Source organism: Paenibacillus sp. F4, from assembly GCF_002894905.1.
Classification (GTDB): Bacteria; Bacillota; Bacilli; order Paenibacillales; family Paenibacillaceae; genus Paenibacillus; species Paenibacillus polymyxa_B.
The window spans coordinates 369,086-393,598 of the sequence record NZ_POVS01000017.1; the positions used below are offsets into that span (position 1 = coordinate 369,086).

The 24,513-nt window shown below is 45.4% G+C and carries 22 protein-coding genes and 1 pseudogene; 20 read left to right on the plus strand and 3 right to left on the minus strand.

Features of this window, described 5'->3' with window-relative positions:
• Nucleotides 1-191: 191 nt before the first annotated feature.
• The 6 genes and pseudogenes from C1T21_RS20370 (at nucleotide 192) to C1T21_RS20395 (ending at nucleotide 3,500) form a co-directional block, all read left to right on the plus strand.
• Nucleotides 192-639, plus strand: a pseudogene (locus C1T21_RS20370) (GNAT family N-acetyltransferase).
• Nucleotides 640-728: 89 nt separating this feature from the next.
• Entirely contained in the window at nucleotides 729-1,142 is a 414-nt protein-coding gene (locus C1T21_RS20375) for a GNAT family N-acetyltransferase (RefSeq protein WP_103049527.1), read from the plus strand.
• A gap of 183 nt (nucleotides 1,143-1,325) precedes the next feature.
• On the plus strand, nucleotides 1,326-1,823 hold the full coding sequence (locus C1T21_RS20380; protein ID WP_023989595.1) for a GNAT family N-acetyltransferase: 498 nt from the start codon (nucleotides 1,326-1,328) through the stop codon (nucleotides 1,821-1,823).
• Nucleotides 1,824-2,122: 299 nt separating this feature from the next.
• Nucleotides 2,123-2,392: a GNAT family N-acetyltransferase gene (locus tag C1T21_RS20385; RefSeq protein ID WP_219727875.1), complete on the plus strand. Its 270-nt coding sequence runs from the start codon at nucleotides 2,123-2,125 to the stop codon at nucleotides 2,390-2,392.
• 4 nt (nucleotides 2,393-2,396) lie between these two features.
• Nucleotides 2,397-2,852, plus strand: coding sequence for a DinB family protein (locus C1T21_RS20390; protein ID WP_103049528.1), 456 nt, complete (start codon nucleotides 2,397-2,399; stop codon nucleotides 2,850-2,852).
• A gap of 21 nt (nucleotides 2,853-2,873) precedes the next feature.
• Entirely contained in the window at nucleotides 2,874-3,500 is a 627-nt protein-coding gene (locus tag C1T21_RS20395; RefSeq protein ID WP_103049529.1) for a class I SAM-dependent methyltransferase, read from the plus strand.
• 153 nt (nucleotides 3,501-3,653) lie between these two features.
• Here C1T21_RS20395 and C1T21_RS20400 read toward each other — a convergent pair whose 3' ends face one another.
• Nucleotides 3,654-4,502 (minus strand): sulfurtransferase, encoded by an 849-nt coding sequence (locus C1T21_RS20400; protein WP_103049530.1) that lies wholly within the window; start codon nucleotides 4,500-4,502, stop codon nucleotides 3,654-3,656.
• 75 nt (nucleotides 4,503-4,577) lie between these two features.
• Nucleotides 4,578-5,522 carry a DMT family transporter gene (locus C1T21_RS20405; RefSeq protein WP_025720933.1) on the minus strand — a complete coding sequence of 315 codons (945 nt, stop codon included), beginning with the start codon at nucleotides 5,520-5,522 and terminating at the stop codon, nucleotides 4,578-4,580.
• Between the two features lie 233 nt (nucleotides 5,523-5,755).
• Here C1T21_RS20405 and C1T21_RS20410 point away from each other — a divergent pair, with 233 nt between their 5' ends.
• The 7 genes from C1T21_RS20410 to C1T21_RS20440 all read left to right on the plus strand — a co-directional run bounded on the left by C1T21_RS20410 (nucleotide 5,756) and on the right by C1T21_RS20440 (nucleotide 12,775).
• Entirely contained in the window at nucleotides 5,756-6,664 is a 909-nt protein-coding gene (locus C1T21_RS20410) for a hypothetical protein (protein ID WP_103049531.1), read from the plus strand.
• 212 nt (nucleotides 6,665-6,876) lie between these two features.
• Nucleotides 6,877-7,590, plus strand: a complete 714-nt coding sequence (dapD, locus tag C1T21_RS20415; RefSeq protein WP_013311259.1) for a 2,3,4,5-tetrahydropyridine-2,6-dicarboxylate N-acetyltransferase — start codon at nucleotides 6,877-6,879, stop codon at nucleotides 7,588-7,590.
• Between the two features lie 180 nt (nucleotides 7,591-7,770).
• Nucleotides 7,771-8,907, plus strand: coding sequence for an N-acetyldiaminopimelate deacetylase (locus C1T21_RS20420; RefSeq protein WP_103049532.1), 1,137 nt, complete (start codon nucleotides 7,771-7,773; stop codon nucleotides 8,905-8,907).
• Nucleotides 8,908-8,982: 75 nt separating this feature from the next.
• Complete coding sequence (locus C1T21_RS20425; protein ID WP_103049533.1) at nucleotides 8,983-10,092, plus strand: ABC transporter ATP-binding protein; 1,110 nt, start codon at nucleotides 8,983-8,985, stop codon at nucleotides 10,090-10,092.
• Nucleotides 10,082-10,894 (plus strand): ABC transporter permease, encoded by an 813-nt coding sequence (locus tag C1T21_RS20430; RefSeq protein ID WP_103049692.1) that lies wholly within the window; start codon nucleotides 10,082-10,084, stop codon nucleotides 10,892-10,894. Before C1T21_RS20425 ends, C1T21_RS20430 begins: the two co-directional genes overlap by 11 nt.
• Nucleotides 10,884-11,705: an ABC transporter permease gene (locus tag C1T21_RS20435; protein WP_103049534.1), complete on the plus strand. Its 822-nt coding sequence runs from the start codon at nucleotides 10,884-10,886 to the stop codon at nucleotides 11,703-11,705. The genes C1T21_RS20430 and C1T21_RS20435 overlap by 11 nt, the downstream gene beginning before the upstream one ends.
• Entirely contained in the window at nucleotides 11,702-12,775 is a 1,074-nt protein-coding gene (locus tag C1T21_RS20440; RefSeq protein ID WP_103049535.1) for an ABC transporter substrate-binding protein, read from the plus strand. The genes C1T21_RS20435 and C1T21_RS20440 overlap by 4 nt, the downstream gene beginning before the upstream one ends.
• Nucleotides 12,776-13,328: 553 nt before the next feature.
• Here the strand turns inward: C1T21_RS20440 and C1T21_RS20445 are convergent.
• Nucleotides 13,329-14,492 carry an aminotransferase A gene (locus C1T21_RS20445; protein ID WP_103049536.1) on the minus strand — a complete coding sequence of 388 codons (1,164 nt, stop codon included), beginning with the start codon at nucleotides 14,490-14,492 and terminating at the stop codon, nucleotides 13,329-13,331.
• Nucleotides 14,493-14,675: 183 nt separating this feature from the next.
• Here C1T21_RS20445 and C1T21_RS20450 point away from each other — a divergent pair, with 183 nt between their 5' ends.
• The 7 genes from C1T21_RS20450 (at nucleotide 14,676) to C1T21_RS20480 (ending at nucleotide 24,460) form a co-directional block, all read left to right on the plus strand.
• Nucleotides 14,676-18,068: an S-layer homology domain-containing protein gene (locus tag C1T21_RS20450; RefSeq protein ID WP_103049537.1), complete on the plus strand. Its 3,393-nt coding sequence runs from the start codon at nucleotides 14,676-14,678 to the stop codon at nucleotides 18,066-18,068.
• A 115-nt stretch (nucleotides 18,069-18,183) separates the two neighbouring features.
• Nucleotides 18,184-18,585, plus strand: a complete 402-nt coding sequence (locus C1T21_RS20455) for a VOC family protein (RefSeq protein WP_023989581.1) — start codon at nucleotides 18,184-18,186, stop codon at nucleotides 18,583-18,585.
• Between the two features lie 109 nt (nucleotides 18,586-18,694).
• Nucleotides 18,695-19,225 (plus strand): GNAT family N-acetyltransferase, encoded by a 531-nt coding sequence (locus C1T21_RS20460; RefSeq protein ID WP_103049538.1) that lies wholly within the window; start codon nucleotides 18,695-18,697, stop codon nucleotides 19,223-19,225.
• Nucleotides 19,226-19,425: 200 nt separating this feature from the next.
• The gene (gene aspA / locus C1T21_RS20465; RefSeq protein ID WP_103049539.1) at nucleotides 19,426-20,835 is read left to right on the plus strand and encodes an aspartate ammonia-lyase; all 1,410 of its coding nucleotides are present in this window, start codon (nucleotides 19,426-19,428) and stop codon (nucleotides 20,833-20,835) included.
• A 175-nt stretch (nucleotides 20,836-21,010) separates the two neighbouring features.
• The gene (locus C1T21_RS20470) at nucleotides 21,011-21,601 is read left to right on the plus strand and encodes a restriction endonuclease (protein ID WP_103049540.1); all 591 of its coding nucleotides are present in this window, start codon (nucleotides 21,011-21,013) and stop codon (nucleotides 21,599-21,601) included.
• Between the two features lie 171 nt (nucleotides 21,602-21,772).
• The gene (locus C1T21_RS20475) at nucleotides 21,773-22,777 is read left to right on the plus strand and encodes a BMP family lipoprotein (protein WP_103049541.1); all 1,005 of its coding nucleotides are present in this window, start codon (nucleotides 21,773-21,775) and stop codon (nucleotides 22,775-22,777) included.
• Between the two features lie 27 nt (nucleotides 22,778-22,804).
• A complete protein-coding gene (locus C1T21_RS20480; protein WP_103049542.1) occupies nucleotides 22,805-24,460 on the plus strand; it encodes a methyl-accepting chemotaxis protein in 1,656 nt (551 codons plus the stop codon).
• Nucleotides 24,461-24,513: the final 53 nt, after the last annotated feature.

Here is a 24,513-nt window from a genome sequence, read left to right on the forward strand (position 1 = left end):
ATTAGAAAATTCGCTGATAAAAAAATTTGCAGATTGATTTTGAATGCATAGTGAAGAAGTTCGGTAACTTCTGATAACATAATATTCAAGCATCGAATCCTCATGGAGCTTTGGCCTGTTGGGATGGAGTTCGAAGAGGGATTTCAGCAGACAACCCCAGAAAAAATAAAAAGACAATGGAGGTATGTATGGTGCTGACATTAGAAAAAGCTAGAAAAAATGATGCACAAAGCTTGCTGAAATACAAAAGGCCAGTTTTAGGATGAGTCAAAGCATTTTAATAATAACGAAACCGTTGGGCCAATAGGATATGACTCCATAAGCTGGCAAGAAGAGATGATGCAAAATTGCGAATATTTCAAGGTACTCTTTAATGGAGAAATAATCGGGGGAGCAATGATATTCGTAGAATGTAATCAAGTGCATAATCTAGGAAGAATCTTTATTGATCCAAATTTTAAAAATCAAGGAATCGGAACGAAAGTGATGGAGAAAATTGAAGGTAAATTTCCAGACAGCACTGAATGGTGGCTGGATACTCCTAGCTGGAGTGTCAAGAATCATCACTTCTATTCAAAGTGTGGGTTTACTAAAGTTAGAGAAGAAGGTGACTTATACATTTTTAAAAAGACTTTATAAACTTATGTAATGTACAAACGTTATGAGACATCAGTGCTAAGTGTTACCAAGAAGATATTTAATGAGAAGAGTGAAAGGGAGGATTTACAATGAAGATTGATTTTGCGATTGAATCAGATTATGAGTATATCTCGTTAAGAGACAAGCACATACATAAGACACTGATAAGACCAAAAATAAAAGAAAATGAAATTCTAATAATCAGAGATTCCAATCAAGAAATAGGTTGGATGAGATACGGATTTTTCTGGGACAACACACCATTTATGAATATGATATGGATAGATGAGGAGTATAGAGGAACAGGTATTGGTAAAAAAGTTGTCCACTATTGGGAGGAATTAATGAAACAAAAAGAATTTGAAATGGTTATGACCTCAACACTTTCAAATGAAGAAGCTCAACATTTTTATAGAAAGCTTGGATATAGAGATGCTGGATGTTTAATGCTTGAGAATGAACCTCTGGAAATAATACTGACAAAGGATTTAAACAAAAATTGACGTTGAGTAAATCGTGGAAGGCACTGACATCTGACAACATAACATTCAAGCTGCCGCTCCAATGGAGCCTAGGTCTGTGAGTTGGATTTCGAAGAGGAATTTCATCAGACAACCCCTGACGGGGCTCATGAATACAGAAACGTTATGCGAAATCTTTGAGAATCTAGAAATGAGGTAACTTCAATGATGCAATACAGAATCCGACCAATAATAGAAGATGATGTGTTTTTTTTATGGGAGATGTTATATGAATCATTATTTGTCCCAGAAGGTCAAGAGCCATTCGATAAAGCGATAATAAAAGACCCTTATATATCAAAGTATATTGAAGGTTGGGGAAGAGATGGGGATTTTGGATTTATAGCAATGAACCATGAGGGTGAACCCGTCGGATCAATAACAGTTCGATATTTTAACGAGGATAATAAGGGATTTGGATTTATTGATAATGATGTACCCGAACTAGGAATGGCTTTGTTAAAAGAATACAGGGGAAGAAAAATCGGAATGGCCTTAATGGATGAATTATTTAAAGAAGCTAGGAAGAGGAATATAAAAAAATTATCCCTCAGTGTTGATCCGAGCAATGCAGCGGCAATGAAACTCTACGAGAGATTCGGATTTAAAGAAGTTGGGAAAGTTGATTCATCAATCACGATGGTTGTCGATTTGAGAAGTTAAAATACAGTAGTAATAAGACTATTTTAAGGAACTCAAAAGAAATCAAGGGTATCGCCTAACATCATATCCAAGCAGCGGCTCCTTACGGATTCTGAGTGCACCCAAACGATCTAAAACTCGGGAGTCAAAGGTTGAAAAATGTATGCAGAAAATTCTCAATGGAGAGGGATTAAATGATCGTTAAAAGTAATTCAGGCAGAGGCTAAATAAACGTATCTGAGGTGATAATTATTAAGAGAAAACAATAAAATGATAGGACACATTTACTTTAATCAAACCGTACCCTTTGAGTTTTTAACATGGGAAATGGATACATATTCAACCCAAGATACTATGGAAATGGATATGCTACTGAGGCAAGTAGAAGAGTATTGCAATATGGATTTGAAGAGTTAAAGGCTCATCGGATTATTGCGATGTGTAATCCAGAAAATGCTTCATCGTTAAGATTATTGGAGCGCTTGTTGATGCGAAAAGAAGGACAACCCATTTGGCATAATGCATATCAACATGCGATTTTAGCAGATGAATGGCAAAGGATAATGAATAATTTGAAAAAAGGAGCGTGATACCATGAATGAGAAGTCGCAGTTACTAGAGGAGTTCAAGGAATGGATTCGTTTTGTTTCTGAGATTCGTGAAATGGATTGGCAAATAACGATTGCTGAAGGTAAATGGTCAGTTCAGGATATCGTAAGTCATATACTGCTGTGGGATAAATACTTTTTTGATGCAGCAATAAATCCGATATTAAACAATACACCTTTGACATTAACACATATGGATTTTGAACAATTTAATCGGGATGCTATTGAATATGGAAAAACAAAAACGAAAGAAGAATTAATTAAAATGACTATTCAGTACCGTAACATGATATTGGAGAGTATAGAGGGTTTTGAAGACGATAAGTTTACTAAAGAATATGCTAACGGGAAGTTTACTGTAATATCATATTTAAGAGATTTTATCCGGCATGATCAACATCATATCAGACAGATTGATGAACTTAAAAGAAAAGCTATGTGAGTATATAGGCGGGTGAATCATATGGGGGATTATTGGAACAAAAGATTTACTGAAGAAGGGATGATTTGGGGTTGTGAACCAAGTCAAACTGTAACCCAAGCTATAGATTTGTTCAAAAAGAATAATGTACATGATATTTTGGTTCCTGGTGCTGGATATGGAAGAAATACGAAGGCGTTCTCTTCTTATTTTCAGGTTGATGGAATTGAGATATCTAGTTCAGCTATAGATCTAGCAAAAGAATGGGACTTAAAAACGAATTTTATTCAAGAATCGGTATTAGAGTTTAGTACATGCCAAAGGTATGATGGAATATATTGTTATGATTTATTGCATTTATTTTTGTTAGAAGACCGAAAAAGACTGATACAGAATTGCGTGAAGCATTTGAAGGAATTGGGAGTAATGTATTTCACATGTTTTTCTAATTGTGATTTTAATAATGGTGTGGGTAGGGAAATTGAAGAAGGAACATATGAATACAAGGAAGGGAAATATGCTCACTTCTTTACTGAAGAAGATTTAAAAGAACATTTTAATGATTTGAATATATTAGAAACGGGTTCCATAAGAGAAACTCTGATATATGCAGAAAAACAACAGAAAAAATATGAATTAAGATATATATTTGTTCAAAAGATTGGATAGCTATTCAAAAAAGCAAGCAACTTCAACTACATCGTTTTATTGCTTCACTCAGCTCAAGTTGTTTTTTTGAACAAAGCAAATACACCGCCGTAAGCCTAATCGCTAGGACGGTGTATCTGTCTTTAGAACCACTGTATATCCGTTGAAAACTTTTTATTCCTCTCCGGTCGCCACCGGATTCTCCTCATAGCTGATCCAGTCGCTCCAGCTTCCCGGATATAAACGGACCTTACTAAATCCAGCTTCATTCAAGGCGAGTACATTGGGACAGGCGGATACGCCAGAACCGCAATACACGATAATTTCTGCGTTTGGATCAAGGTCGGCAAAGTGCTGCTGCAATTGTTCCACACTTTTAAAGCTGGCTTTTTCGTCCAATACTTCTTTCCAAAAGAAATTCACCGCACTTGGGATATGCCCCGCTGCTTGATCAATGGGCTCCTCCAGCCCCAGGTAACGCGGCCGCTCTCTCGAATCAATCAATATGTAAGAGCTATCAGGAAGCGAACCTTCGGATACACGTTGCACTTCTTGCATATTTGTGAGCATTTGCGGCTGTACATTCGGTGTGAATGTACTTGGAATGCGAATTGGCTGGTCTGCCGTAACGGGGAACTTCGCTTCCTTCCAAGCGCTGTAGCCCTCTTCCAGCACATATACCTGCTCATGCCCGAGATAGCGCAGGAGCCACCAGAAGCGGGAAGCCATCATACCGCCTTGGTCATCATAAGCGACGATCCGTGAAGATGCGTTGATCCCGGCACGACTCAGACGTGCGGCAAGTGTATCCGCATCAGGTAATGGATGGCGACCACCATGCTCACCAAGAGGAGCAGTAAGGTCTTCTTCCAAATCGAAGTGAACCGCCCCTGGAATATGGTCTTCATTAAATTGAGTCCGTCCAGCCCCGGCTTGTCCGAGCAGGGAACGGCAGTCGGCAATGATCATGTCCGGCTCATACAATCGGGCCAGCAGCCAGCGTTTGGATACGATGGATTTCATAGAGGATTCCGCCTTCCTTTATTTAACAGTAAATTTAATCCATTGAGTATGGTTTATGAAAATGGGGTAAATAAGTTAAGAGCTGGCCTTCAAGGGGTGCTCAGTGTCGGGCAACTCACTTTGGTGGATAACTTTCTTTTTAAAATCCGCTCCGTATCGGATAAAAATCCATACCCCGAACAGGATGAAAAAGCCTGCACCAAATTGTAAAGTAGACAGCCTTTCCCCGAGCAGCATCCAAGCTAGCAGGGAAGAAATAACGGGCTCGCCGAGTACCGCCATCGACACCGCGGTGGCGTTAATGTATTTGAGTAGCCAGTTAAACAGGTAATGTCCGAACAGCGTAGGCACAATGGCAAGTAGCAGGAACAGTCCCCATTCCCGTGGAGCGTATCCGGTAAAAGGAATAGCATTGACCACATTATACAGCGCAAGTGATGTGGCTGCGATGGCGAAAACCCAAAAATTATAGACAAACGCGCTCAAATGCTCGCGCAGATGCTTGCCCATCAGCATATGGATGGACACGGCTACCATACCCAAGAAGGACAGTGCGTCCCCGAGCAGGGCTTGTCCCGAGACATGGAAGTCTCCAGCTCCGATGGCCAGTGAGCCGATAAAAGCCATACCCATTCCGATGAGCATAGCGCGATTCGTGCCCGTCCGGAAAAACAAAAAAGAACCGAGCATGACAAGGATCGGCTCCAATGTCATAATAACGGTAGAGCTTGCAACGGTGGTCAGTCGCAGTGAGCCCATCCAGAGCAAAAAATGCAGCCCCAGCGCAATACCGGACCAGAGGATCAGCATCCACTGCTTGCGGGTCAGGCTAAACAGCTCAGTGCGGTACTTCCAGACCAAAGGCAGCATGATCAGATTGGTTAGGTACAAACGGTACATAGCGATGACGGACACCTCGGCTTCAGACCATCTTACGAAGATCGAGGAGAACGAAATAGCGATAATACCTATGATGTACAATAATTCAAAGGAAAACGACGGTTTGTGTGCTTGATTCATGTGGTAGCTCCATCCGTATGGAAGAAAGTAAATACGTCTATGTTCCTTCCAAGCGGTATCTCGAAAAATAGGTTTAATACAGCCCATTATACCGTACCTGACATTCCCGTGGTATTAGGATTTTGCAAAATCCTGAGAATATTATAAACGGGAGCAGGAGGTAGGATTTTAAGTGAGATGCTGCGTAGAACTTTTGCTGCACAAGCTCGTCTATCATAGTGGAGGTGGATTTTATGAAAAAACAAAACACATTTTCAATCATACTACTGACTGTAGTGGCAGTGCTGGCTCTGTCAGCCTGTGGAACGAAACCGCAAACCAATAACACCGCACCTCAAGGGTCAGACCAACCGCAAACGCGACAGCAGCCGCAAGTTAAACCGGAGCCAATCGCTGAGCCGGAGGTTAAAAAAGGCACAGGTGTATACAATGGAGCTGCTGACCCGCATACGGTAGAGATTGAAACCAATGGTGAAGCCCAATCCTTCCAATTGGGGGAGGGACTGGACACGGTAATAGCTGGACTTAAAGAAGGCGATACAGTAGCGTTTGAATATAGCGAGAAAGCAGTAGAGGGCGACGCGACGGCGAAGCAACTGACTTTAACGAAAATACAAAAAACAGAGGCTGCAACAGATAGCAGTCAAAACGGAAGTTCTGGTCAACAAGTAGGCGGGGAACGCTCGAAAACTCAAGCTTTTGAGCTTACCCTTGAAGGAAAGAAGGAAAAGCAGACAGCAACATTGGCAAAAGGAGAGGGATATTCACTGTATGTGTTTGATCCGATGTCCCTGTTTCCCGATCAAAACCGTGTTGCCTTGGCTGTAGATGATAACTATTATGCTGAAATTACAAAGCTGCCCTCCGATTTTAATCTGGATGAGCTTCAAAAAGAAGGCGAGAAGGATCTAGCTTCCATCGGCAAGGTGCAAAAGCTGGACAAAGCAGCCTTACCTGAAGCGCTGTCCAGTAGCCGTCTGTTCTTACAAGCGAGCGGTTCGAAGATGACACAGCAATATATTGTTGTAGAAAATAAAACAGGTGGTTTCATCGTGAAAGTGAACATTCCACAAGGTGAACCTGCTGAAGGATTCGAATCCTTCATTTATACATCGCTGGAGAGCCTGCAAGCTAATAAATAACCCTACTTTGATGTGGGATGGTCGGCGGCTTACAATTATGAATTTAAGGCAGTCATGCCGTTGGAAATTGTTATTTTAAGGGTTAGGTTAGAGCTATAAGGGTCTAATCTATAATTGCGAGACCTGCACTTTTGTGCTATAAAGGATGAGAGAATAAGATCATTCCGGCTTGCGAAGTCGTATGAAGCGATGAAGGAGTTGTTAGATTTACTATGTCCATCGAAATGAATACACAAGAAGTCATCAACGTGATTAAAAACAGCAAGAAAAAGACGCCTGTTAAAGTATATGTAAAAGGAGCTTTGGCTTCCGCATCTTTTGGCGAGAATGTTCAAGCTTTTATTTCTGGAGACAGTGGTGTTGTATTTGGTGATTGGGCTGATATCAAGCCTGTACTGGATAGCGCAAACGCGAAAGAAGAAGACTACGTGGTGGAAAATGACCGCCGTAACTCTGCTGTTCCTATGCTCGATCTGAAAGGCATCAATGCCCGCATTGAGCCAGGCGCATATATTCGTGATATGGTTGGCATCGGTAACAACGCAGTCATCATGATGGGTGCAGTGATTAACATCGGTGTCACCATTGGTGAAGGCACGATGATTGATATGAATGCTGTGCTGGGCGGTCGTGTTAAAGTAGGTAACATGTGTCACATCGGTGCAGGCGTTGTCCTGGCGGGTGTCATTGAACCACCATCTGCACAGCCAGTTGTAGTAGAAGACGATGTATTGATCGGTGCGAACTCGGTCGTATTGGAAGGCGTGCGGATTGGTAAAGGTGCAGTTGTTGCAGCCGGAGCAGTCGTAACTGAAGATGTGCCTGAATACTCCGTAGTGGCGGGTACACCTGCACGTGTGATCAAACAGGTCGATGATAAGACCAAATCTAAAACTGAGATTTTGAAAGAACTGCGCGTTCTGTAAGAAGGCAAAAGTTTTTATGTACCAAAGGTGAACGATTCCTTGTCAGAAGCATGATGCACTGACAGCATAACTTAGGGACGAAGCACAACGGACAAGGCTCGGCGGCTGCGCCGGGCTTTTGTCCTTTTGTTCTTTTGCCAGATAAGAGCTGATGAGCTATAAAGAGGAGGCGTAGTAGCAATGAGTACGGTCGACTATCGTTCTTTTGTCCAAATACGAAGAGATTTACACCAAATTCCCGAACCGGGTTTTGAGGAATACAAAACACAACAATATTTGCTGGATTATTTGGAAACGCTCCCTCAGGAGCGGCTGGAAATTCGTACATGGCGTACGGGCGTGTTAGTGTTCATTCATGGAACGGCTCCTGAACGCCGCTATGGATATCGTTGTGATATGGACGGTTTGCCGATTGAAGAAGAGACAGGGTACGATTTCCGTTCGACCCATCCCGGCTATATGCATGCTTGTGGACACGATTTACATATGACGATTGGATTGGGAATTGTTACTCACTTTGCAAGCCATCCGATTAAGGATGATCTGGTTGTGCTGTTTCAACCGGCTGAGGAAGGACCTGGTGGAGCCTTGCCTATGCGGGACAGCACGGAGCTGGCCGACTGGATACCCGATGAAATTGTCGCGCTGCATGTTGCACCTGAATATCCTGTCGGTACAATTGCGACTCGCCCGGGTATCCTATTTGCCAATACGTCGGAGCTGTTCATCGACTTGAAGGGTACTGGCGGGCATGCTGCGTATCCACACAAGGCGAATGATATGGTAGTGGCTACTTGCCAACTGGTGGGACAATTACAGACGGTTGTAGCCCGTAATGTGAATCCACTCGATGCAGCAGTCATTACCGTGGGCAAGGTTAGCGGAGGCACGAAGCAGAATATTATTGCGGAAACCGCCCGTTTGGAGGGTACGATCCGAACGTTGTCAGCCGATACGATGATGCTGGTTAAATCACGGATTGAAGCGCTGGTGCGCGGTGTGGAAGCTGGGTTTGAATGCCATGCCGAGATTCATTATGGCTCAAACTATTTGCAAGTGTACAATGAAGCTCAGGTGACCGAGGAATTTATGAACTGGGTACGTAATCGGCAGGATGTGCAGCTTATTGAATGCGGAGAAGCGATGACAGGAGAAGACTTCGGGTATTTTCTGGAGCGAATTCCTGGTCTGATGTTCTGGCTTGGTGTTGATACGCCTTATGGTTTGCACCATGCGAAGCTGGAGCCTGCGGAGGAAGCAATCGGCGTGGCCATTCGTGTGCTGACAGACTATTTTACATGGAAGTCACAGGGGTAAATGATACGGCCTGAATAAATAGGTTTAATGAAGAGAATGAAATGGAATGAAGTCGAATTTTTGAAGGAGGGTGTTATGGGAGAGCAAACCATCATCCGATTTGAACGGGTGACCAAGCAATATGACAACGATCCCCCAGTGCTGGCGGACGTCAGCTTTGAGATTGAGCGTGGTAAATTTTATACACTACTGGGGCCTTCCGGCTGTGGTAAAACGACGATTTTGCGTATGATTGCAGGTTTTGCGGAGCCGACAGAAGGCTCTATTTATTTAAATGGAAAACTCATTAATCGTGTTCCAGCCAATGAGCGGCAGGTCAATACGGTTTTTCAGGATTATGCGCTATTTCCGCATCTGAATGTGTTTGAAAATGTAGCCTTTGGTCTGCGGATCAAAAAGATGAACAAAAAGGATATTCAGGATAAGGTGACACAGGCGTTGTCCTTTGTCAATCTGGAAGGCTACGGCGAGCGGGAAATTTCTGAGATGTCCGGGGGACAGCGTCAGCGTGTAGCCATCGCAAGGGCTATCGTCAATGAGCCTGATGTTCTGTTGTTGGATGAACCGTTGTCTGCACTGGATTTAAAGCTGCGTACAGAAATGCAGTACATTTTGCGCGAAATGCAGCAGCGCCTTGGAATTACCTTTATTTTCGTTACGCATGATCAGGAGGAAGCACTGGCCATGTCGGACGAAATTTTTGTCATGAACAAAGGTAAGATTGAGCAGAGTGGTACGCCTAATGATATTTATGATGAGCCGATCAATCGGTTTGTTGCTGATTTCATCGGCGAATCCAATATTGTCCCAGGACGTATGATTGCGGATTACCAAGTGGAATTTAACGGTCGACAGTTTGAATGTGTCGACGGAGGATTACGTCCGAACGAGCCCATTGAAATCGTGATCCGACCGGAGGATCTGGAGATTACGAGTGTTGTTGAAGGCAAGCTGCGTGTAAAAGTGGATACCCAATTGTTCCGTGGTGTTCACTATGAAATAAGCTGCTATGATGATTCAGGACAGGAGTGGCTCGTGCATTCTACCAAAAAGGCGGAGCTGGGCAGTGAAATCGGTCTGCGATTTGACCCGGAAGCGATCCATGTGATGCGGTTCGGGGAAACAGAGGAAGAATTTGATCGGCGTCTGGAAGCCTATGAAGAGGTGGATCAGCATGTCCGGTAATACAAGAGCAGCGTATCTGCTGCCTTATTATTTATGGATTGTGCTGTTTGTGGCGGCTCCAGTTGTACTTGTGTTTTACTATTCGCTATTTGATGTGGATGGTCATCTCACCTTCAACAACTATGCTCAGTTTCTGACACCTATTTATTTGAGCATGACGCTTAGCTCGTTTTGGTATGCATTTCTGATCACTGTATTTTCACTGTTAGTTGCTTACCCGGCAGCATATTTGCTCACACGCACCAAGCATAAGCAGCTGTGGCTGTTGCTCATTATTTTGCCGACCTGGATTAACCTGTTACTCAAAACGTATGCTTTTATCGGGATATTTGGTACCTATGGCCCGGTGAATGCGGTGTTAGGTATGGTTGGGTTGGGAGGTCAGCAATTATTGTTTACCAGCTCCAGCTTTGTGTTTGTATCGGTTTATATTTTTGTGCCTTTTATGATTTTGCCCATCTATAACGCGCTGGAAGGGTTAAACCCTTCATTGCTGGACGCTGCCCGAGATTTGGGAGCCTCCAAGTGGACCGCGTTTCGTAGGGTTATTTTCCCGTTAACGCTTGCGGGTGTGCGATCCGGTTGCATGGCTGTGTTTATTCCAGCGTTGTCGCTGTTTATGATTACCCGCCTGATTGCAGGTAACCGTGTGATTACACTGGGGACGGCGATAGAGCAGCATTTTCTGGTTACTCAGGATTGGGGGATGGGCTCTACGGTTGCCGTGTTCCTGATTTTGGCGATGGGGATCATTATGCTGCTCACCTCGGGAACGAAACGGAGGGTGCGGCATGGTAAATAAAAACCGGTTCGGGAATATTTATTTGGTGATTGTTTTTCTCGTGTTATACGCACCTATTTTGTATTTGATGTACTATTCCTTCAACAGTGGCGGGACGATGCATGAGTTTGAAGGTTTTACACTCCAATATTACAAAGAGGTGTTTGCAGACACTCGCTTGATCATTATTGTCATTAACACCTTGGTGATTGCTTTGTTGTCGTCTGCGTTGGCTACGATTATTGGCATCATGGGTGCGCTGGCTATTCATCAGATGCAGAACCGTCGAGTCAAAAGCACGATGCTGTCGCTCAATAATGTATTGATCGTGAACCCGGACGTCATTATTGGCGCTTCCTTCCTCATTTTGTTCACGATGGTCGGGATTAAGCTGGGTTTCTACTCCGTTTTATTATCCCATATTGCATTTAGTGTGCCGATTGCGGTCATTATGATTTTGCCGCGGTTGCAGGAAATGAGTCCATCTCTGGTCGATGCCGCGCGTGATTTGGGTGCCAGCCGAATGGATGTGCTGACCAAGGTAATTCTACCCTTTATCAAGCCAGGTATTTATGCGGGCTTCTTTATGGCGTTAACGTACTCGCTGGATGATTTTGCGGTAACCTTTTTTGTGACAGGCAGTGGCTATTCGACCTTATCGGTGGAAATATACTCACGTGCCCGTCAAGGGGTTTCCTTGTCCATCAATGCGCTATCCACGCTCATTTTCCTGTTTACTGTGCTGCTGGTGGTGGGCTACTACTTTATTATGCGCAAGGCGAATCGTAATGGTAAAAAAGAGCCTGCGGCAGAAATGGGGGTGCCTAGATGAAGTCACTTGTGCGCGTGTTTCTGTCGATTTTCATCATCTCGTTTGGGCTGATGGGGGTGGCTGCATGGCTTAATTCCAGTCAAGGCTACTCCGGTGGTAACACACTGACGGTGTACAACTGGGGAGACTACATTGATCCTGAGCTGCTGGAACGGTTTCAGAAGGAGACGGGAATTACCGTCATTTATCAGACCTTTGACTCCAATGAGGCGATGCTGACGAAAATCGAGCAGGGAGGAACTTCGTTTGATGTAGCGGTTCCCTCGGAATATGCTTTGGCTAAAATGAAGCAGGAGCACTTGTTGCTCCCGTTGGACCACAGCAAGCTGCCGAATTTGAAGCATGTGGATTCTCATTTTCTAAACCTTTCGTTCGACCCGAATAATGAATACTCAGTGCCGTATTTTTGGGGTACAGTCGGGATTGTGTTTAACCCAGAGCTGACGAAAGGCATTGATTTTCATAGCTGGAACGGTCTGTGGAATCCAAAGCTGCGTAATAATCTACTGTTGGTTGATGGTGCGAGGGAAGTCGTAGGGATGTCACTGAACAGCCTTCACTATTCCTTGAACGATACGAATGAGGCACATTTGCAGCAGGCTTTGACGAAGTTGGAGATATTAGCGCCCAATGTCAAAGCGGTTGTCGGTGACGAGATTAAAATGCTGCTGGCAAACGAGGAAGCCGCTGCCGGGGTTGTATGGTCCGGTGATGCTTCTGAAATCATGGATGAGAACGAGAAGCTCGATTACATCGTGCCAGATGAAGGCTCCAACTTGTGGTTTGATAATATGGTTATTCCAAAAACCGCTACCCATGTGGATGCGGCCCATAAGTTCATCAATTTCATGATGCAGCCCGATGTAGCCGCTCAAAATGCCGAATTTGTAGGATACTCCACACCCAACGAGGATGGAAAGAAGTTGTTGCCTGAAGATATCTCTGGTGACGAGCGTTTTTACCCTCCGTCCGAAATTACAGACAAGCTGGAAGTATACAACAATCTAGGCAAGCGCATGCTCGCTCATTACAATGAATTGTTCCTGCAATTCAAAATGCATTTAAAGTAGGGGGGCGTTGGGATTAGGAGTTGGTGCTTTAAAGGTCGCTGCGGTGGCGGATGGTGCTTCCCATCGCTGTTAAATTCCGATTTTTATGATTGAATATTTAAAGGTTAAAATCGGAATTTAAAGGCGACCGCTTCGCTTGTCCAGCACCATTCCGCCCCCTTTGCTGCGACGTGCTTAAAGGTACGCACCCATTAATCCCACTCCAGGTGAGGGAGTAGAGGAAGAGCGAAAAGGCCTCTGAGCCACCTGTACGGGTGGCTCAGAGGCCTTTTTTATGTTTATTCACCGCGCAAAGCGGTGAGTATTGTACTTCTTTTCCCCATACTACACACACACGTTAGAGATTTGAGGGACTTTAAGGTGGGCAGTAGCGAAGCGGGCCATTTGAATCTGGAGAAGCGACAGCGTTCGGCTAAAAGCTTTCCAAAGGAAAGCTTGCTTCGAAAGCATATGCTTAGTGGGATTCTTACCTATAAATGTTTTATCCAATCCAAGAATCCCCCAGCAACAGCGATCGGAAGATCAAATGGACTGCATAGCGCCTCCTCCCACCTTAACTCCTCACAATTCCCCTAACAAACCTCTCTATTTTATCCAACCCTTGCTCCAGCACATCCTGCCCGTAAGCATAGGACAAGCGAATGTATCCTTCGCCATAGGAAGAAAAGGCATCTCCAGGTACGACAGCCACTCCATGCTCTTCCAGCAGCTTCAAGGTAAAATCCATAGAGCTTAATCCAAAATGCGCGATGGAAGGGAAAAGGTAAAAGGCTCCCTCGGGTTTCTCCAGCGGGATACCCATGTCTATCAGCCTACCATGTACATAATCACGACGCTTGCGGTATTCCTCACGCATCGGGAGTGCATCATCGACACCAACAGTCATGGCTTCCAGGGCAGCATATTGGCTAATCGAGCTGGCACAGGTTACGTTGTATTGATGGACTTTGACCATGTGCTGTGTAATTTCAGCGGGTGCAAGTGTAAAACCAATGCGCCATCCCGTCATAGAATGTGATTTGGACAGACCGTTAATGACGATGGTGCGCTCCCGCATACCTGGTAGAGCTGCAATGGAAACGTGGGGTGTATCGTAAATCAGTTCACTGTATATTTCATCCGAAATGATAAACAAATCGCGCTCCTTCAGTAAATCCGCGACCGCTTCCAGTTCTTCACGGCTCATCACTCGTCCGGTTGGATTTGAAGGATATCCGAGAATGACTGCTTTTGTCCGTTCGGTCAGATAAGGCTCCAGCACCTCGGCCGTGAGCTTGAAGCCGCTACTGCGGGTATCGGCAAACACAGGAATACCGCCTGACAAACGGATCAATGGCTCGTACCCTGGGTAGATCGGGACAGGCAGAATGACTTCATCGCCGGGTGACAAAATCGTGCGTAAGGTAATATCCAGCGCTTCACTGGCTCCGTTCGTTACGATAACCTCATCCTGTCCACGGTAATTCAGGCCGTATTTACGGGCTACAAACGCCGCTGCGGCTTCTCGTAATTCCGGCAGTCCCGGATTAGGTGTATAGGAGGTGCGTCCTTCGTTAATCGCCCGATGGGCAGCTTCCATAATATGCGCAGGGGTAGGGAAATCCGGCTGTCCAATCGTTAATGACAGGGTTCCGGGTAATGCGGCAACTTTGTTGGCGATTTTGCGGATGCCGCTGATTTGAATGTTTTTAACCTGATCGTTAAGCAAATGCTCCATAGCGTATGTGCCACCTTTTTCTGTATTAGAACAAGTTTACAATAATTTGATCTGAATATGCTACGACAAGAAGAATTCATTTTACATAATTAAGGTACTAAATTGACTAATTTATGGTATCTTAAAAGATGAATATATTTGTAAGCGTAATCATGGTAAAAATGAGGAGGGGAGTATCTTTTGATGAAACAAGAATACATAGAAAAAATATTACCCACGAAATTACAAAGGTTCGGGATCACATGGCTCAGTGCCATACTGGTGCTTTCGGCTGGAGGGCCGGTAGGGTTGTCCAGTGGAAAAGCTTCGGCAGAGCCTGCGTCTTTTGCAGGAAAAGAGGTGCAACCTTCACCCGTAACTGTAGGGGCAAGTGTATATGCAGATGTCTATTTTCCTAAAAAGCTTCGCATCCACGATATACAGGGGGGAGCACACCGTTCTCCATATGAAGGACAAAAAGTAGCGGATATTGAAGGCGTTGTCACGATGGTGAAGGGGAGCAGCTTCTATATCCAAGAGTTGGATGCTCAAGTGGATCAGGATGAAAAAACATCCGAGGCCATTTTAGTGTACAAGCCTAGTCACGGTGTACAAGTTGGGGATGAGGTAAGGGTTAGCGGTTCGGTGAAGGAATACACGGAAAGAACGTATGCGAGCAAGCCAATCGACCTGACAACCACAGAAATTGTGGTTTCTTCGGTTAAGGTAATTGCCAATGACCGTCCATTGCCAGCTCCAATTTTGCTAGGAGAACAGGGACGTGTGATGCCGACATCTGTTGTGGATCATGACGGAATGACAGTGTTTGATCCACAGGAGGATGGCTTGGACTTTTTTGAAAGCCTAGAAGGCATGCGTGTAGAGTTGAAGGATGCCACTGTAATTGGTCCTTATGGCTATGAAATTCCAGTCCGAATTGATAACGGTCCAAACACAGGTGAGGTTGTAACGGAGGCAGGCGGACTCATGCTGACAGAAAGAAGTCTGAACCCGCAACGGATTCTGATTGATGCGAAGCCTTCGACACCGTTGAAAACAGGCGATCGTTTTGTGGGTCCTATCACAGGTGTGGTGAGCTATAGCTTTAGCAATTATAAGCTGCTGCCAGTGCGTCTGCCAGATGTTATACCTGGTGGCCTCCAGCCAGCCAACACGCGTTTGATACGCGATGATCGTAAGCTGACAGTAGCTTCTTTTAATGTGGAAAACTTCGATCCCGGTGATGGAAAACGGATAGATCAGCTGGGGCAGGCTATCGCCGTAAATTTGAATCATCCGGATATCATAGGATTGCTGGAAGTGCAGGATAATAACGGTGAGAAAGATGATGGCACCACAGACGCTTCCGAAAGCTTCCGTGTGCTCATAGAGGCGATTCGTGCTCATGGAGGCCCGGAATACGCATTTACAGATATTGCCCCTGATAATAATAAGGATGGCGGTGCCCCCGGTGGCAATATCCGTGTTGGCTTCTTGTACAATCCGCAACGTGTTACGCTGACCGACAAGCCCAAGGGGGATTCGGTTACGTCTGTCACTTATGGGGTGCAGGGACTCTCTCTCAACCCGGGTCGGATTGATCCCCTGAATGCGTCATTTGAAGACTCGCGCAAGCCGTTGGCCGCTGAATTTGAGTTTGAAGGCCAGCAGGTAATTGTGGTCGCTAACCATTTTAATTCCAAAGGGGGCGATCAAGCGCCATTTGGAGGAATTCAGCCGCCTGTACGAAGCAGCGAAATACAGCGTGCGAAGATTGCAACGATTGTGAATGGCTTTGTAAAGTCGGTACTGCAAGTAAACCCTAAGGCCAATATGGTGGTGCTCGGTGACCTAAATGATTTTCAATTTTCGGAAACGCTGGCTTTGCTACGGGGGCAGGAATTGACCAATCTGATTGACAATTTGGATGAAAAGGAACGGTACTCCTATGTTTATGAAGGTAACTCGCAAACATTGGATCATATGCTGGTCAGCCCGTCACTGAGCAAAACATCCGTGCTGGATATCGTTCATATGAATGCAGACTTTAGTGCGGCGGACGGGCGGGTCAGTGATCATGATCCGTTGGTTGCGCAAATAGATTTGCTGCGCAAAACGGAAGAACCACCAACTGATGGTGGGAGTGGCCGAAATGACGATGATGATGAGGATCAGCAGGATAACGAGGGAAACGGTAACACTGGAAATGGCAGTAGCGGTAACGTGAATGGAACGGTAAATGGGCAGGGGCAGACTGCCAGTAGTGAACCCAATGGAAGCAGCCTGTCTGGTACAAATGTGGTGCAAGTCAAGTCTGTAATGACCGGAGTGGAGAACAACGGACTGAAAAAGGCAGTTGCTCAAATAACAGTTGCTGAAATACAAAAGGCCATTCAAAATGGCGCGAAGGGTACGCTGGTGATCCGTGCAGGGGAGCAAGTAGAAGCGAGGACGTACGAGGTTCATTTAGACGGTGAAGCTTTGGGAGCCGTCTTGAACGACCGTATTCGTACCCTTCGAGTGGAAACGCCACAGGGTGGATATGAAGTAGCAACAAGTCGTTTGTCTCTTCAGAAACTGGCTGATACCTGGCAAGTGCCTGTAAAACAAATTTCCTTGAATTTTTCCATCACTTCGAACGAAGAACTGGCTAAACGCTTGGATGTTCCGACAGGGCGCAAACTGTTACAGGCTTTGGATATCACAGCTGAGCTGAGAAGTGAGGATGGACGGAAACAGCCTTTGGCAGGTAACGGGGGCTCAGGTAGTGGGTATGAACGTTATCTGTTACGTGTTCCTGCAACGGTCGATGCAGGCCAGCTCGCTGTAGTGAAGGTATCGACCAACCAAGTCGGACAAGTGTCCTATCAACCCGTTCCTTTTCACGCTGTGAGTGAGGAAATAACCGTGTATGGTCGTTCGGGAGGGACTTACGCTGTGCTGGATGGCGGGGCTTCTGGAGAAAACGGATCGTTCATTGATATATCCGGCCATTGGGCACAGCAGGATATTACACGTCTTGCAACTCGCCTGGTTGTGGCGGGGACCATTCCATCAGCGTCTACAGCTAATGCGACTAGTGAAATGGACTTAGCGAGCGTACGCTTTGAGCCTGAAGGTCAGGTGCGACGCTCCGAACTGGCTGCGATGCTGGTTCGTGTGCTTGGACTGGAGCGTACAGATCGCACGCTGACGAACTTTGACGACGTTCAACCCGAATCGTGGTATGTGGATTCCGTACGTACCGCAGCAGCAGCCGGGCTGATCAACGGCTATACTGACGGAAGCTTCCGCCCTGATGCCACGGTATCGAGGGAGGAACTGGCTGTGATCATAGAGAGAGCCTTACGCTTCGCTGGGAATACAGAAGAAAATACAGAAGAAGCAACTACAGAAGAAGCAACAGGAAGTAAATCCGTATCATTGTCGGATGCGCATAAGATTTCCACATGGGCAGCTCCGGCTGTGAAGACTTTGTCTGGACTAGGTATTATGAAGGGAGACGAGAAAGGCCGTTTTGGCCCGGCTACATCCGTGACGAGGGCAGAAGCTGCGGCTGTATTATCTCGAACGTTGGATAAGCTACATTGGGACTAGGAGATTTCGCTATACAAATGTCAGATTGATTGACTTTATACGATAGTTAAGTTATCTTTTGTGGAGAAGTAGTATGATAAAGTAGAATGAATGACGAATGAAGAGGTGAAATGTCGTGGGAGTAACAGCTAAACAAATTTTTGTGAATTTACCAGTTAAAAACCTGCAACAGTCCATTGATTTTTTCACTACCATCGGATTTGAATTCAGCGCTCAGTTCACTGATGAACATGCAACCTGTATGGTTGTTAGTGAGCATATTTTTGTCATGTTATTGGTTGAAGAACGTTTTAAAGCGTTCACGACAAAGGAAATTTCAGATGCCACAAAAAGTACAGAAGCGATTGTTGCCTTATCGGTAGAGAGCCGAGAAAAGGTAGACGAGATTGTCCACAAGGCTTTGGAAGCGGGCGGCAAGCCCTCGAACGAACCTCAAGATCATGGTTTTATGTATGGATGGAGCTTTCAGGATTTGGATGGTCATCTGTGGGAGTTTTTTTATATGGCAGAGCAGTAATGGAAATGAGAACGATGAAGTAAACGAAGTATCATGGAAAGTAAACTATCCTAAAAAGATAGTTTGCTTTCTTTATTGTATGTTATCGAACTCATCGGGAGGAATCACAATGTCTAACGAAATGAGAGTCTACCCTGTTCAAGCTCTGAACGAAGCCCTGGCAGATTCGCTAAGTCGACTGTTAATCGACGTGGTTGCAGACGGTGCATCTATAGGTTTCTTACCCCCATTAGGTTATCAGGAAGCAGCAGCTTATTGGAACAATGTACTTGAGGACGGCGTAGTTCTGTGGATTGCCGAGAAGGACGGAGTACCTGTAGGGACGGTCCAGCTGCATTTGGCGCAAAAAGCTAACGCTATTCATCGTGCGGAAATTGCAAAGCTTATGGTGCATCCGTCCGGACGCAGACTGGGGATCGCACGACAGTTAATGAAGGCAGCGGAAGAAGAGGCACTAAGTCAGGATAGAACGTTACTGGTGCTAGATACACGGGTGGGTGATCCCTCCAATGGACTATACGAGTCGATCGGGTTCGTAGAAGCTGGTGTTATTCCGGGGTATGCTCAATCAGCCGACGGTCAGCTTCATGCCACTCGATATTATTATAAGCCATTAAATCCGTATTCAAGTCATAGCTGAGCATTTACCGAATAAGTGTGGTATATACGGGTAATCATAACTTGTCATAGGATTACATAGCTTTTTCCGCGTTTATTCAACTGGAAAAGCACGGGAATAGAAACGTATAATGAAGAGGGGATCAGAAAAGGTCTTTTTATGTCAATTTGGCTGTACTGAATTGAAGAAACGTAGTAAACAAAGCGGAGGAATCAGAGAATATGAGGTTGGAGCATGATTTTTTAGGTACCAAGGAAGTGCCATCAGATGCCTATTATGGTGTACAAACGTTGAGGGCAAAAGAAAATTTTCCAATTACAGGCCAAAAACTGCACCCTGAGTTGATTAAAGCCATGGCGATTGTAAAAAAGGGAGCAGCGACGGTAAATATGGAACTAACCCGTTTACACCGCCCCAAAGCAGAGGCCATTATTCAGGCTGCTGATGAGATTATACAAGGACAGTTGCATGATCATTTCATCGTCGATCCGATTCAAGGCGGCGCAGGCACGTCCATTAATATGAATACAAATGAAGTGATTGCGAACCGCGCGCTGGAGCTGATTGGCAAGCAACGCGGAGATTATCAGGAGATCAGTCCTAATAATCATGTTAATATGGCGCAATCGACGAACGATGCTTTTCCTACAGCCGTACACTTGGCTGTATTAAGTATGATTGATAAGCTGTTAGCTACCATGAGTGAGCTTCAGGAAGCATTTTCCCGCAAGGCAAATGAATTTGATAGTGTGATTAAAATGGGCCGGACTCACTTGCAGGATGCAGTGCCGATCCGATTAGGACAGGAGTTTCAGGCTTATGCGCGTGTGCTGGGTCGTGATATCGGACGCGTCCGTGCGACCAAGCAGCACCTGCTAACGATTAATATGGGTGCAACTGCGGTGGGTACTGGCCTGAACGCAGACCGTCGTTATATTCAGCGTGTCGCAGAGGTACTGGCAGACGTCAGTGGCTTCCCTGTGGAAGCTGATGAAAATCTTGTAGATGCTACACAAAATACGGATGCTTATACTGAAGTGTCTGCCGCCTTGAAAATTTGTATGATGAATATGTCTAAGGTGGCAAATGACATCCGTTTGATGGCTTCCGGACCACGTGCGGGTCTGGGGGAACTGAGTCTGCCTGCCCGCCAGCCAGGGTCATCCATTATGCCGGGCAAGGTAAATCCGGTGATGTGTGAGGTTATTAACCAAATTGCTTTCCAGGTCATTGGTAATGATCATACAATCTGCTTGGCTTCAGAGGCTGGTCAGCTCGAGCTGAATGTAATGGAGCCTGTACTGGTCTACAATCTACTGCAATCGCTGGAAATTATGAAGCAGGGCTTCCATGTCTTCCGCATTCATTGTGTAGAAGGAATTGAAGCGAATGTGGAGCGGTGTCGTGAATATGTGGAGAACAGTGTAGGCATTATTACAGCGCTTAATCCGCATCTTGGATATGAGGTTGTATCACGCATTGCTCGCGAAGCAATTACGACTGGGAAATCGGTGCGCGAGCTGTGCTTGCTGTACAATGTACTGACCGAGGAGGAGCTGGACATTATATTGGACCCGTACCAAATGACTCAGCCTGGTATTGCCGGAGAATCTTTGCTGAATCGCGAATAATAATGCGGAGTATGGAGTTTAGACAGCTTTGAGGCAAGACGAAGATAGCCCCGTCGAATCTGGCGGGGCTATTGTTATGTGATAAAGAGAGATGTAATACGGGAGCCAGCGTGCATAGGGGAGTTCCCTGTTAAGGATGATACGGCTACGCTTATGGTAGAAAAGGGAGAGTTGGATGTTGCTAGAGAAATTATTGGCATACAAGGAATTAGGAATAGGACTCATTGTACTTTTAGTGTTGTTTGCGCTCATCATCAGAGGACTGGTACGTGGTCGCAGAAATCGGATTTTACGTGATCTGGACCCGCGCAAAATTGGAATTCAGGATATAGATCGTATGGAGGATGGGTCGGAATTTGAGCTTTATTTGCAGCGGTTATTATCCGCGCTTGGCTATAAGGATATCTATAAAACAACCAGTAGCCGGGATTTTGGAGCGGATCTGGTTTTTACAGACCGTGAAGGCGTCAGAGTTGTCATACAGGCCAAACGTTATGGGGTACAACATCCGGTAGGTTTGGGCGCGGTGCAGGAAATTTATACCTCCATGCGTTATTATGCGGCCGAAAAGTCTGTCGTCATCACCTCCGGTCGTTATACGGAATCCTGTAAAACACTTGCTGCTGTCAACGGGGTTAAACTATTAGACCGCAACGACTTGATGGACATGATTGATTTATTCAAGACGAAACACCGCGAGGAAGTCATGGATCTCATAGAAAGTAAAACCGAAGTGATTGCTTCCAAATGGAGTAAAAGTAAATAAGATTGGGGACTGATTGTTAGGCGATGTTATTCGAGCCTGGTGGTCAGTCCCTTCTATTTTTTCATAATAAAATAGAAGAACTGAATTTACAGAAATTATTATGAAAAAATATGCTTTTATAACCGATATAAAGATGTTGGGGATTTCCAAATTATGTTGAGGTGATATGTCATGAAGAAGCGAGCTGTATTATTAAATTTTAGGTGGATTCCCATTGTCACAATCTTTGCATTATTGCTAAGTGCATGTGGGCATTCGGCAGCACAAACCAAGGCTCAGCCCATTAAGGTGGGAATCGTACTGTCAGATATTGGTCTGGGTGACCAATCTTACAGCGACGCGGCTTTTCGAGGTTTGGTCAAGGCAAGGGATGAGGGGAAGATTGTTTTTGAATACCGGGAAATAACGGAGACCAAGACGTATGATGCGGCTTTTGAACAGCTTGCTCAAGAAAAAGCTGATTTAATCGTTGGATTGGGTTACATGGTCAAGGACAGTCTGGAAAGCGTTGCCAAAAAATATCCGGACCGTAAATTTTTAATCGTGGATGAGAAATCAGATTTACCGAATGTGGCCTCTATCACCTTTAAAGAAGAAGAAGGTAGCTTTATGGCCGGAGTTGTCGCAGGTTTGACAAGTCGCACTGAACAGGTGGGCTTTCTCGGAGGCGTGGAATCTCCTCTGCTGAAAAAGTTTGAAATTGGATATAGCGCAGGGGTTCACTCAGTCAAGCCTAATGCCAAAGTCACCGCTACGTATGCAGGAGATTTTGGAAAGCCGGAGCTGGGTACGCAAATTGCAGATGACATGATCAATCAGGATCAGATTGATGTCATCTATGCAGCAGCAGGCCTTACGGGCGTGGGTGCGCTACAAGAAGTACAGAAGCAGCAAAAATTCGCCATCGGGGTCGATAGCGACCAGTTTTTCATTGCGGAAAAAGCGGTAGTGACCTCGATGATTAAAAATGTAGACAGTGCAATTTATACAGTAGTCAAAGGCTTTGCAGATCATCAAAGAAAATTTACGGAGAAGGACATGGTGTTTGGTCTTGCGGAAGATGGTATAGGTCTGGCACCTATTCGTGTCGTGACACTGAAGCCGGATCAGCAAAAGGTGATGGATGATTTAATGGAAAAAATCAAATCCGGCACACTTACTGTTCCCACCCAATAAATTTTTGCAAACGGAGGATGAATGCTGATGAAACTGCAAGGTAAACTGGTGCTGAACGCGATGATTTCCTTGATCGCTTGTCTGGCTTTAGTGGCATATATCATTTTTGAATTAATTCGTATTAACTCGCAAAGTAGTAATCTGGTTCCGGCTATGTTGAATGTACAGCAGCTCAATGCCTATTTGATTCAGTCAGGGCAGGCACTGCAAAATTACTCAGCTTCCATGACGGAGAGCAATAAAGCCGATGTGCAAAATCAACTGACTCAGTCTGAAAAGACGATTGCATTGCTTTCACAGGGCATGATGCAAACCGAAGCGCAGCAAAAGCGACTGAATACGATTAAAACAAAATTCAGCCAATTGAAAGTAGCAACGGAGAAAGCAATGAGCACCCAAAACAGTCCAGAGTCCAAGCGGGAGGCCATGCGTGCCCAAGGGATTCAGAACGATGTATTTATGCTGGATCTGCTGACCAAGGCACGTTATGACCAATACACAGAAGATTTGACCAAAAGCATACGTTTTACTTGGCAATTGGCCTTGGCAGGTGCAGTTATACTTCTGGTGGCGGTTGGGCTATATAATACATATACCTCCAGGCAGCTTGCCCTTAGAACACGTAAGTTAACGGATGCCGCAAAGCAAATTGCTGAGGGGAATCTGACAGTGCAGCTCGCACAAACGAAGGGGCGCGATGAGCTAGACGAGCTCAATGAATCTTTCCGGGTGATGATCGGGAACTTGCGCAGCATTGTACTCTCCATTGATCAGGCGGGTAATCGTGTCGATCTGATGGCTCGGGATATTGATCAGCATAATGAGGCCATGAAGGAAATTGTGACACAAGTCAGCACGTCAACAGAGGAACTGGCGATAGGCAGTCAGAAAATTGCTGAGGACCTGTCGTCAACAGTTGGCGTTGTGGATGAAATGCAGCAAAAGTTTGAATCGAATCTGCTGGAGACCACACAATCGACTGCGTATAGTGAGGATGCTTTGCGTGTCATTGAGCAGGGTACGCGGGTCATGAGTGATCAACTGCGTATTGTTGCAGAAAATCGTTCAGCCATGTCCGAAGTGGAGCAGACGGTCAAGGAGCTGGAGGCCAATGCAGCCGAGATTACAACCATGACCGGCTACGTATCCGAAATTGCTAGCCAGACGTCGCTGTTGTCCTTGAATGCTTCCATTGAGGCTGCACGTGCGGGTGAAGCGGGAAAGGGCTTTGCTGTTGTTGCCAATGAAGTGAAAAAGCTGGCGAATCAATCAGAATCTGCTGTGAAGAAAATTTATACCGCTGTCGAAGGTATTACGCAGGCTATGGAAAAGGTGAAGACTTCTGTGGCGCAAAGTCAGGAGCTGTTCCGAGAGCAGGAGAAGGCAACTACCTCCACCGGAGAATCGTTCACAGAGATCAGTGGCAAAGTGCAGCAAATTGCTGGCCAAGTCAGCAAGCTATCAATGGACATGAATGTATCGCGAGAACTGAGCGTACAGGTGCAGCAAGCTATCGAAAATATCAGTGCAATCACTCAGCAGTCCGCCGCAGGCAGTGAAGAGATTACGGCTTCCACAGTGGAGCAGAAGCGTTCCTTTGAGGAGTCGGCTGAGAAGGTAAAAGAACTTCGTCAGATTCGCGAGGAGATGCAGCGGGAGCTGGATCGTTTTCAGGTGGAATAGACAAGCTAAAACCTGTGAAGCGAGTATCTGTTTTTGCTGAATAATGATACAAG

Excerpts from the sequence above, each read along its gene's own strand:
- dapD (WP_013311259.1), top strand. The coding sequence starts at position 6,877 with ATGTCCATCGAAATGAATACACAAGAAGTCATCAACGTGATTAAAAAC.
- C1T21_RS20445 (WP_103049536.1), bottom strand. The coding sequence starts at position 14,492 with ATGGAGCATTTGCTTAACGATCAGGTTAAAAACATTCAAATCAGCGGC.
- C1T21_RS20400 (WP_103049530.1), bottom strand. The coding sequence starts at position 4,502 with ATGAAATCCATCGTATCCAAACGCTGGCTGCTGGCCCGATTGTATGAG.
- C1T21_RS20450 (WP_103049537.1), top strand. The coding sequence starts at position 14,676 with ATGAAACAAGAATACATAGAAAAAATATTACCCACGAAATTACAAAGG.
- C1T21_RS20480 (WP_103049542.1), top strand. The coding sequence starts at position 22,805 with ATGAAACTGCAAGGTAAACTGGTGCTGAACGCGATGATTTCCTTGATC.
- C1T21_RS20390 (WP_103049528.1), top strand. The coding sequence starts at position 2,397 with ATGAATGAGAAGTCGCAGTTACTAGAGGAGTTCAAGGAATGGATTCGT.
- C1T21_RS20435 (WP_103049534.1), top strand. The coding sequence starts at position 10,884 with ATGGTAAATAAAAACCGGTTCGGGAATATTTATTTGGTGATTGTTTTT.
- C1T21_RS20425 (WP_103049533.1), top strand. The coding sequence starts at position 8,983 with ATGGGAGAGCAAACCATCATCCGATTTGAACGGGTGACCAAGCAATAT.
- C1T21_RS20475 (WP_103049541.1), top strand. The coding sequence starts at position 21,773 with ATGAAGAAGCGAGCTGTATTATTAAATTTTAGGTGGATTCCCATTGTC.
- C1T21_RS20375 (WP_103049527.1), top strand. The coding sequence starts at position 729 with ATGAAGATTGATTTTGCGATTGAATCAGATTATGAGTATATCTCGTTA.
- C1T21_RS20430 (WP_103049692.1), top strand. The coding sequence starts at position 10,082 with ATGTCCGGTAATACAAGAGCAGCGTATCTGCTGCCTTATTATTTATGG.
- C1T21_RS20395 (WP_103049529.1), top strand. The coding sequence starts at position 2,874 with ATGGGGGATTATTGGAACAAAAGATTTACTGAAGAAGGGATGATTTGG.
- C1T21_RS20385 (WP_219727875.1), top strand. The coding sequence starts at position 2,123 with ATGGGAAATGGATACATATTCAACCCAAGATACTATGGAAATGGATAT.
- C1T21_RS20440 (WP_103049535.1), top strand. The coding sequence starts at position 11,702 with ATGAAGTCACTTGTGCGCGTGTTTCTGTCGATTTTCATCATCTCGTTT.
- C1T21_RS20460 (WP_103049538.1), top strand. The coding sequence starts at position 18,695 with ATGTCTAACGAAATGAGAGTCTACCCTGTTCAAGCTCTGAACGAAGCC.
- C1T21_RS20420 (WP_103049532.1), top strand. The coding sequence starts at position 7,771 with ATGAGTACGGTCGACTATCGTTCTTTTGTCCAAATACGAAGAGATTTA.
- C1T21_RS20410 (WP_103049531.1), top strand. The coding sequence starts at position 5,756 with ATGAAAAAACAAAACACATTTTCAATCATACTACTGACTGTAGTGGCA.
- aspA (WP_103049539.1), top strand. The coding sequence starts at position 19,426 with ATGAGGTTGGAGCATGATTTTTTAGGTACCAAGGAAGTGCCATCAGAT.
- C1T21_RS20380 (WP_023989595.1), top strand. The coding sequence starts at position 1,326 with ATGATGCAATACAGAATCCGACCAATAATAGAAGATGATGTGTTTTTT.
- C1T21_RS20470 (WP_103049540.1), top strand. The coding sequence starts at position 21,011 with ATGTTGCTAGAGAAATTATTGGCATACAAGGAATTAGGAATAGGACTC.
- C1T21_RS20405 (WP_025720933.1), bottom strand. The coding sequence starts at position 5,522 with ATGAATCAAGCACACAAACCGTCGTTTTCCTTTGAATTATTGTACATC.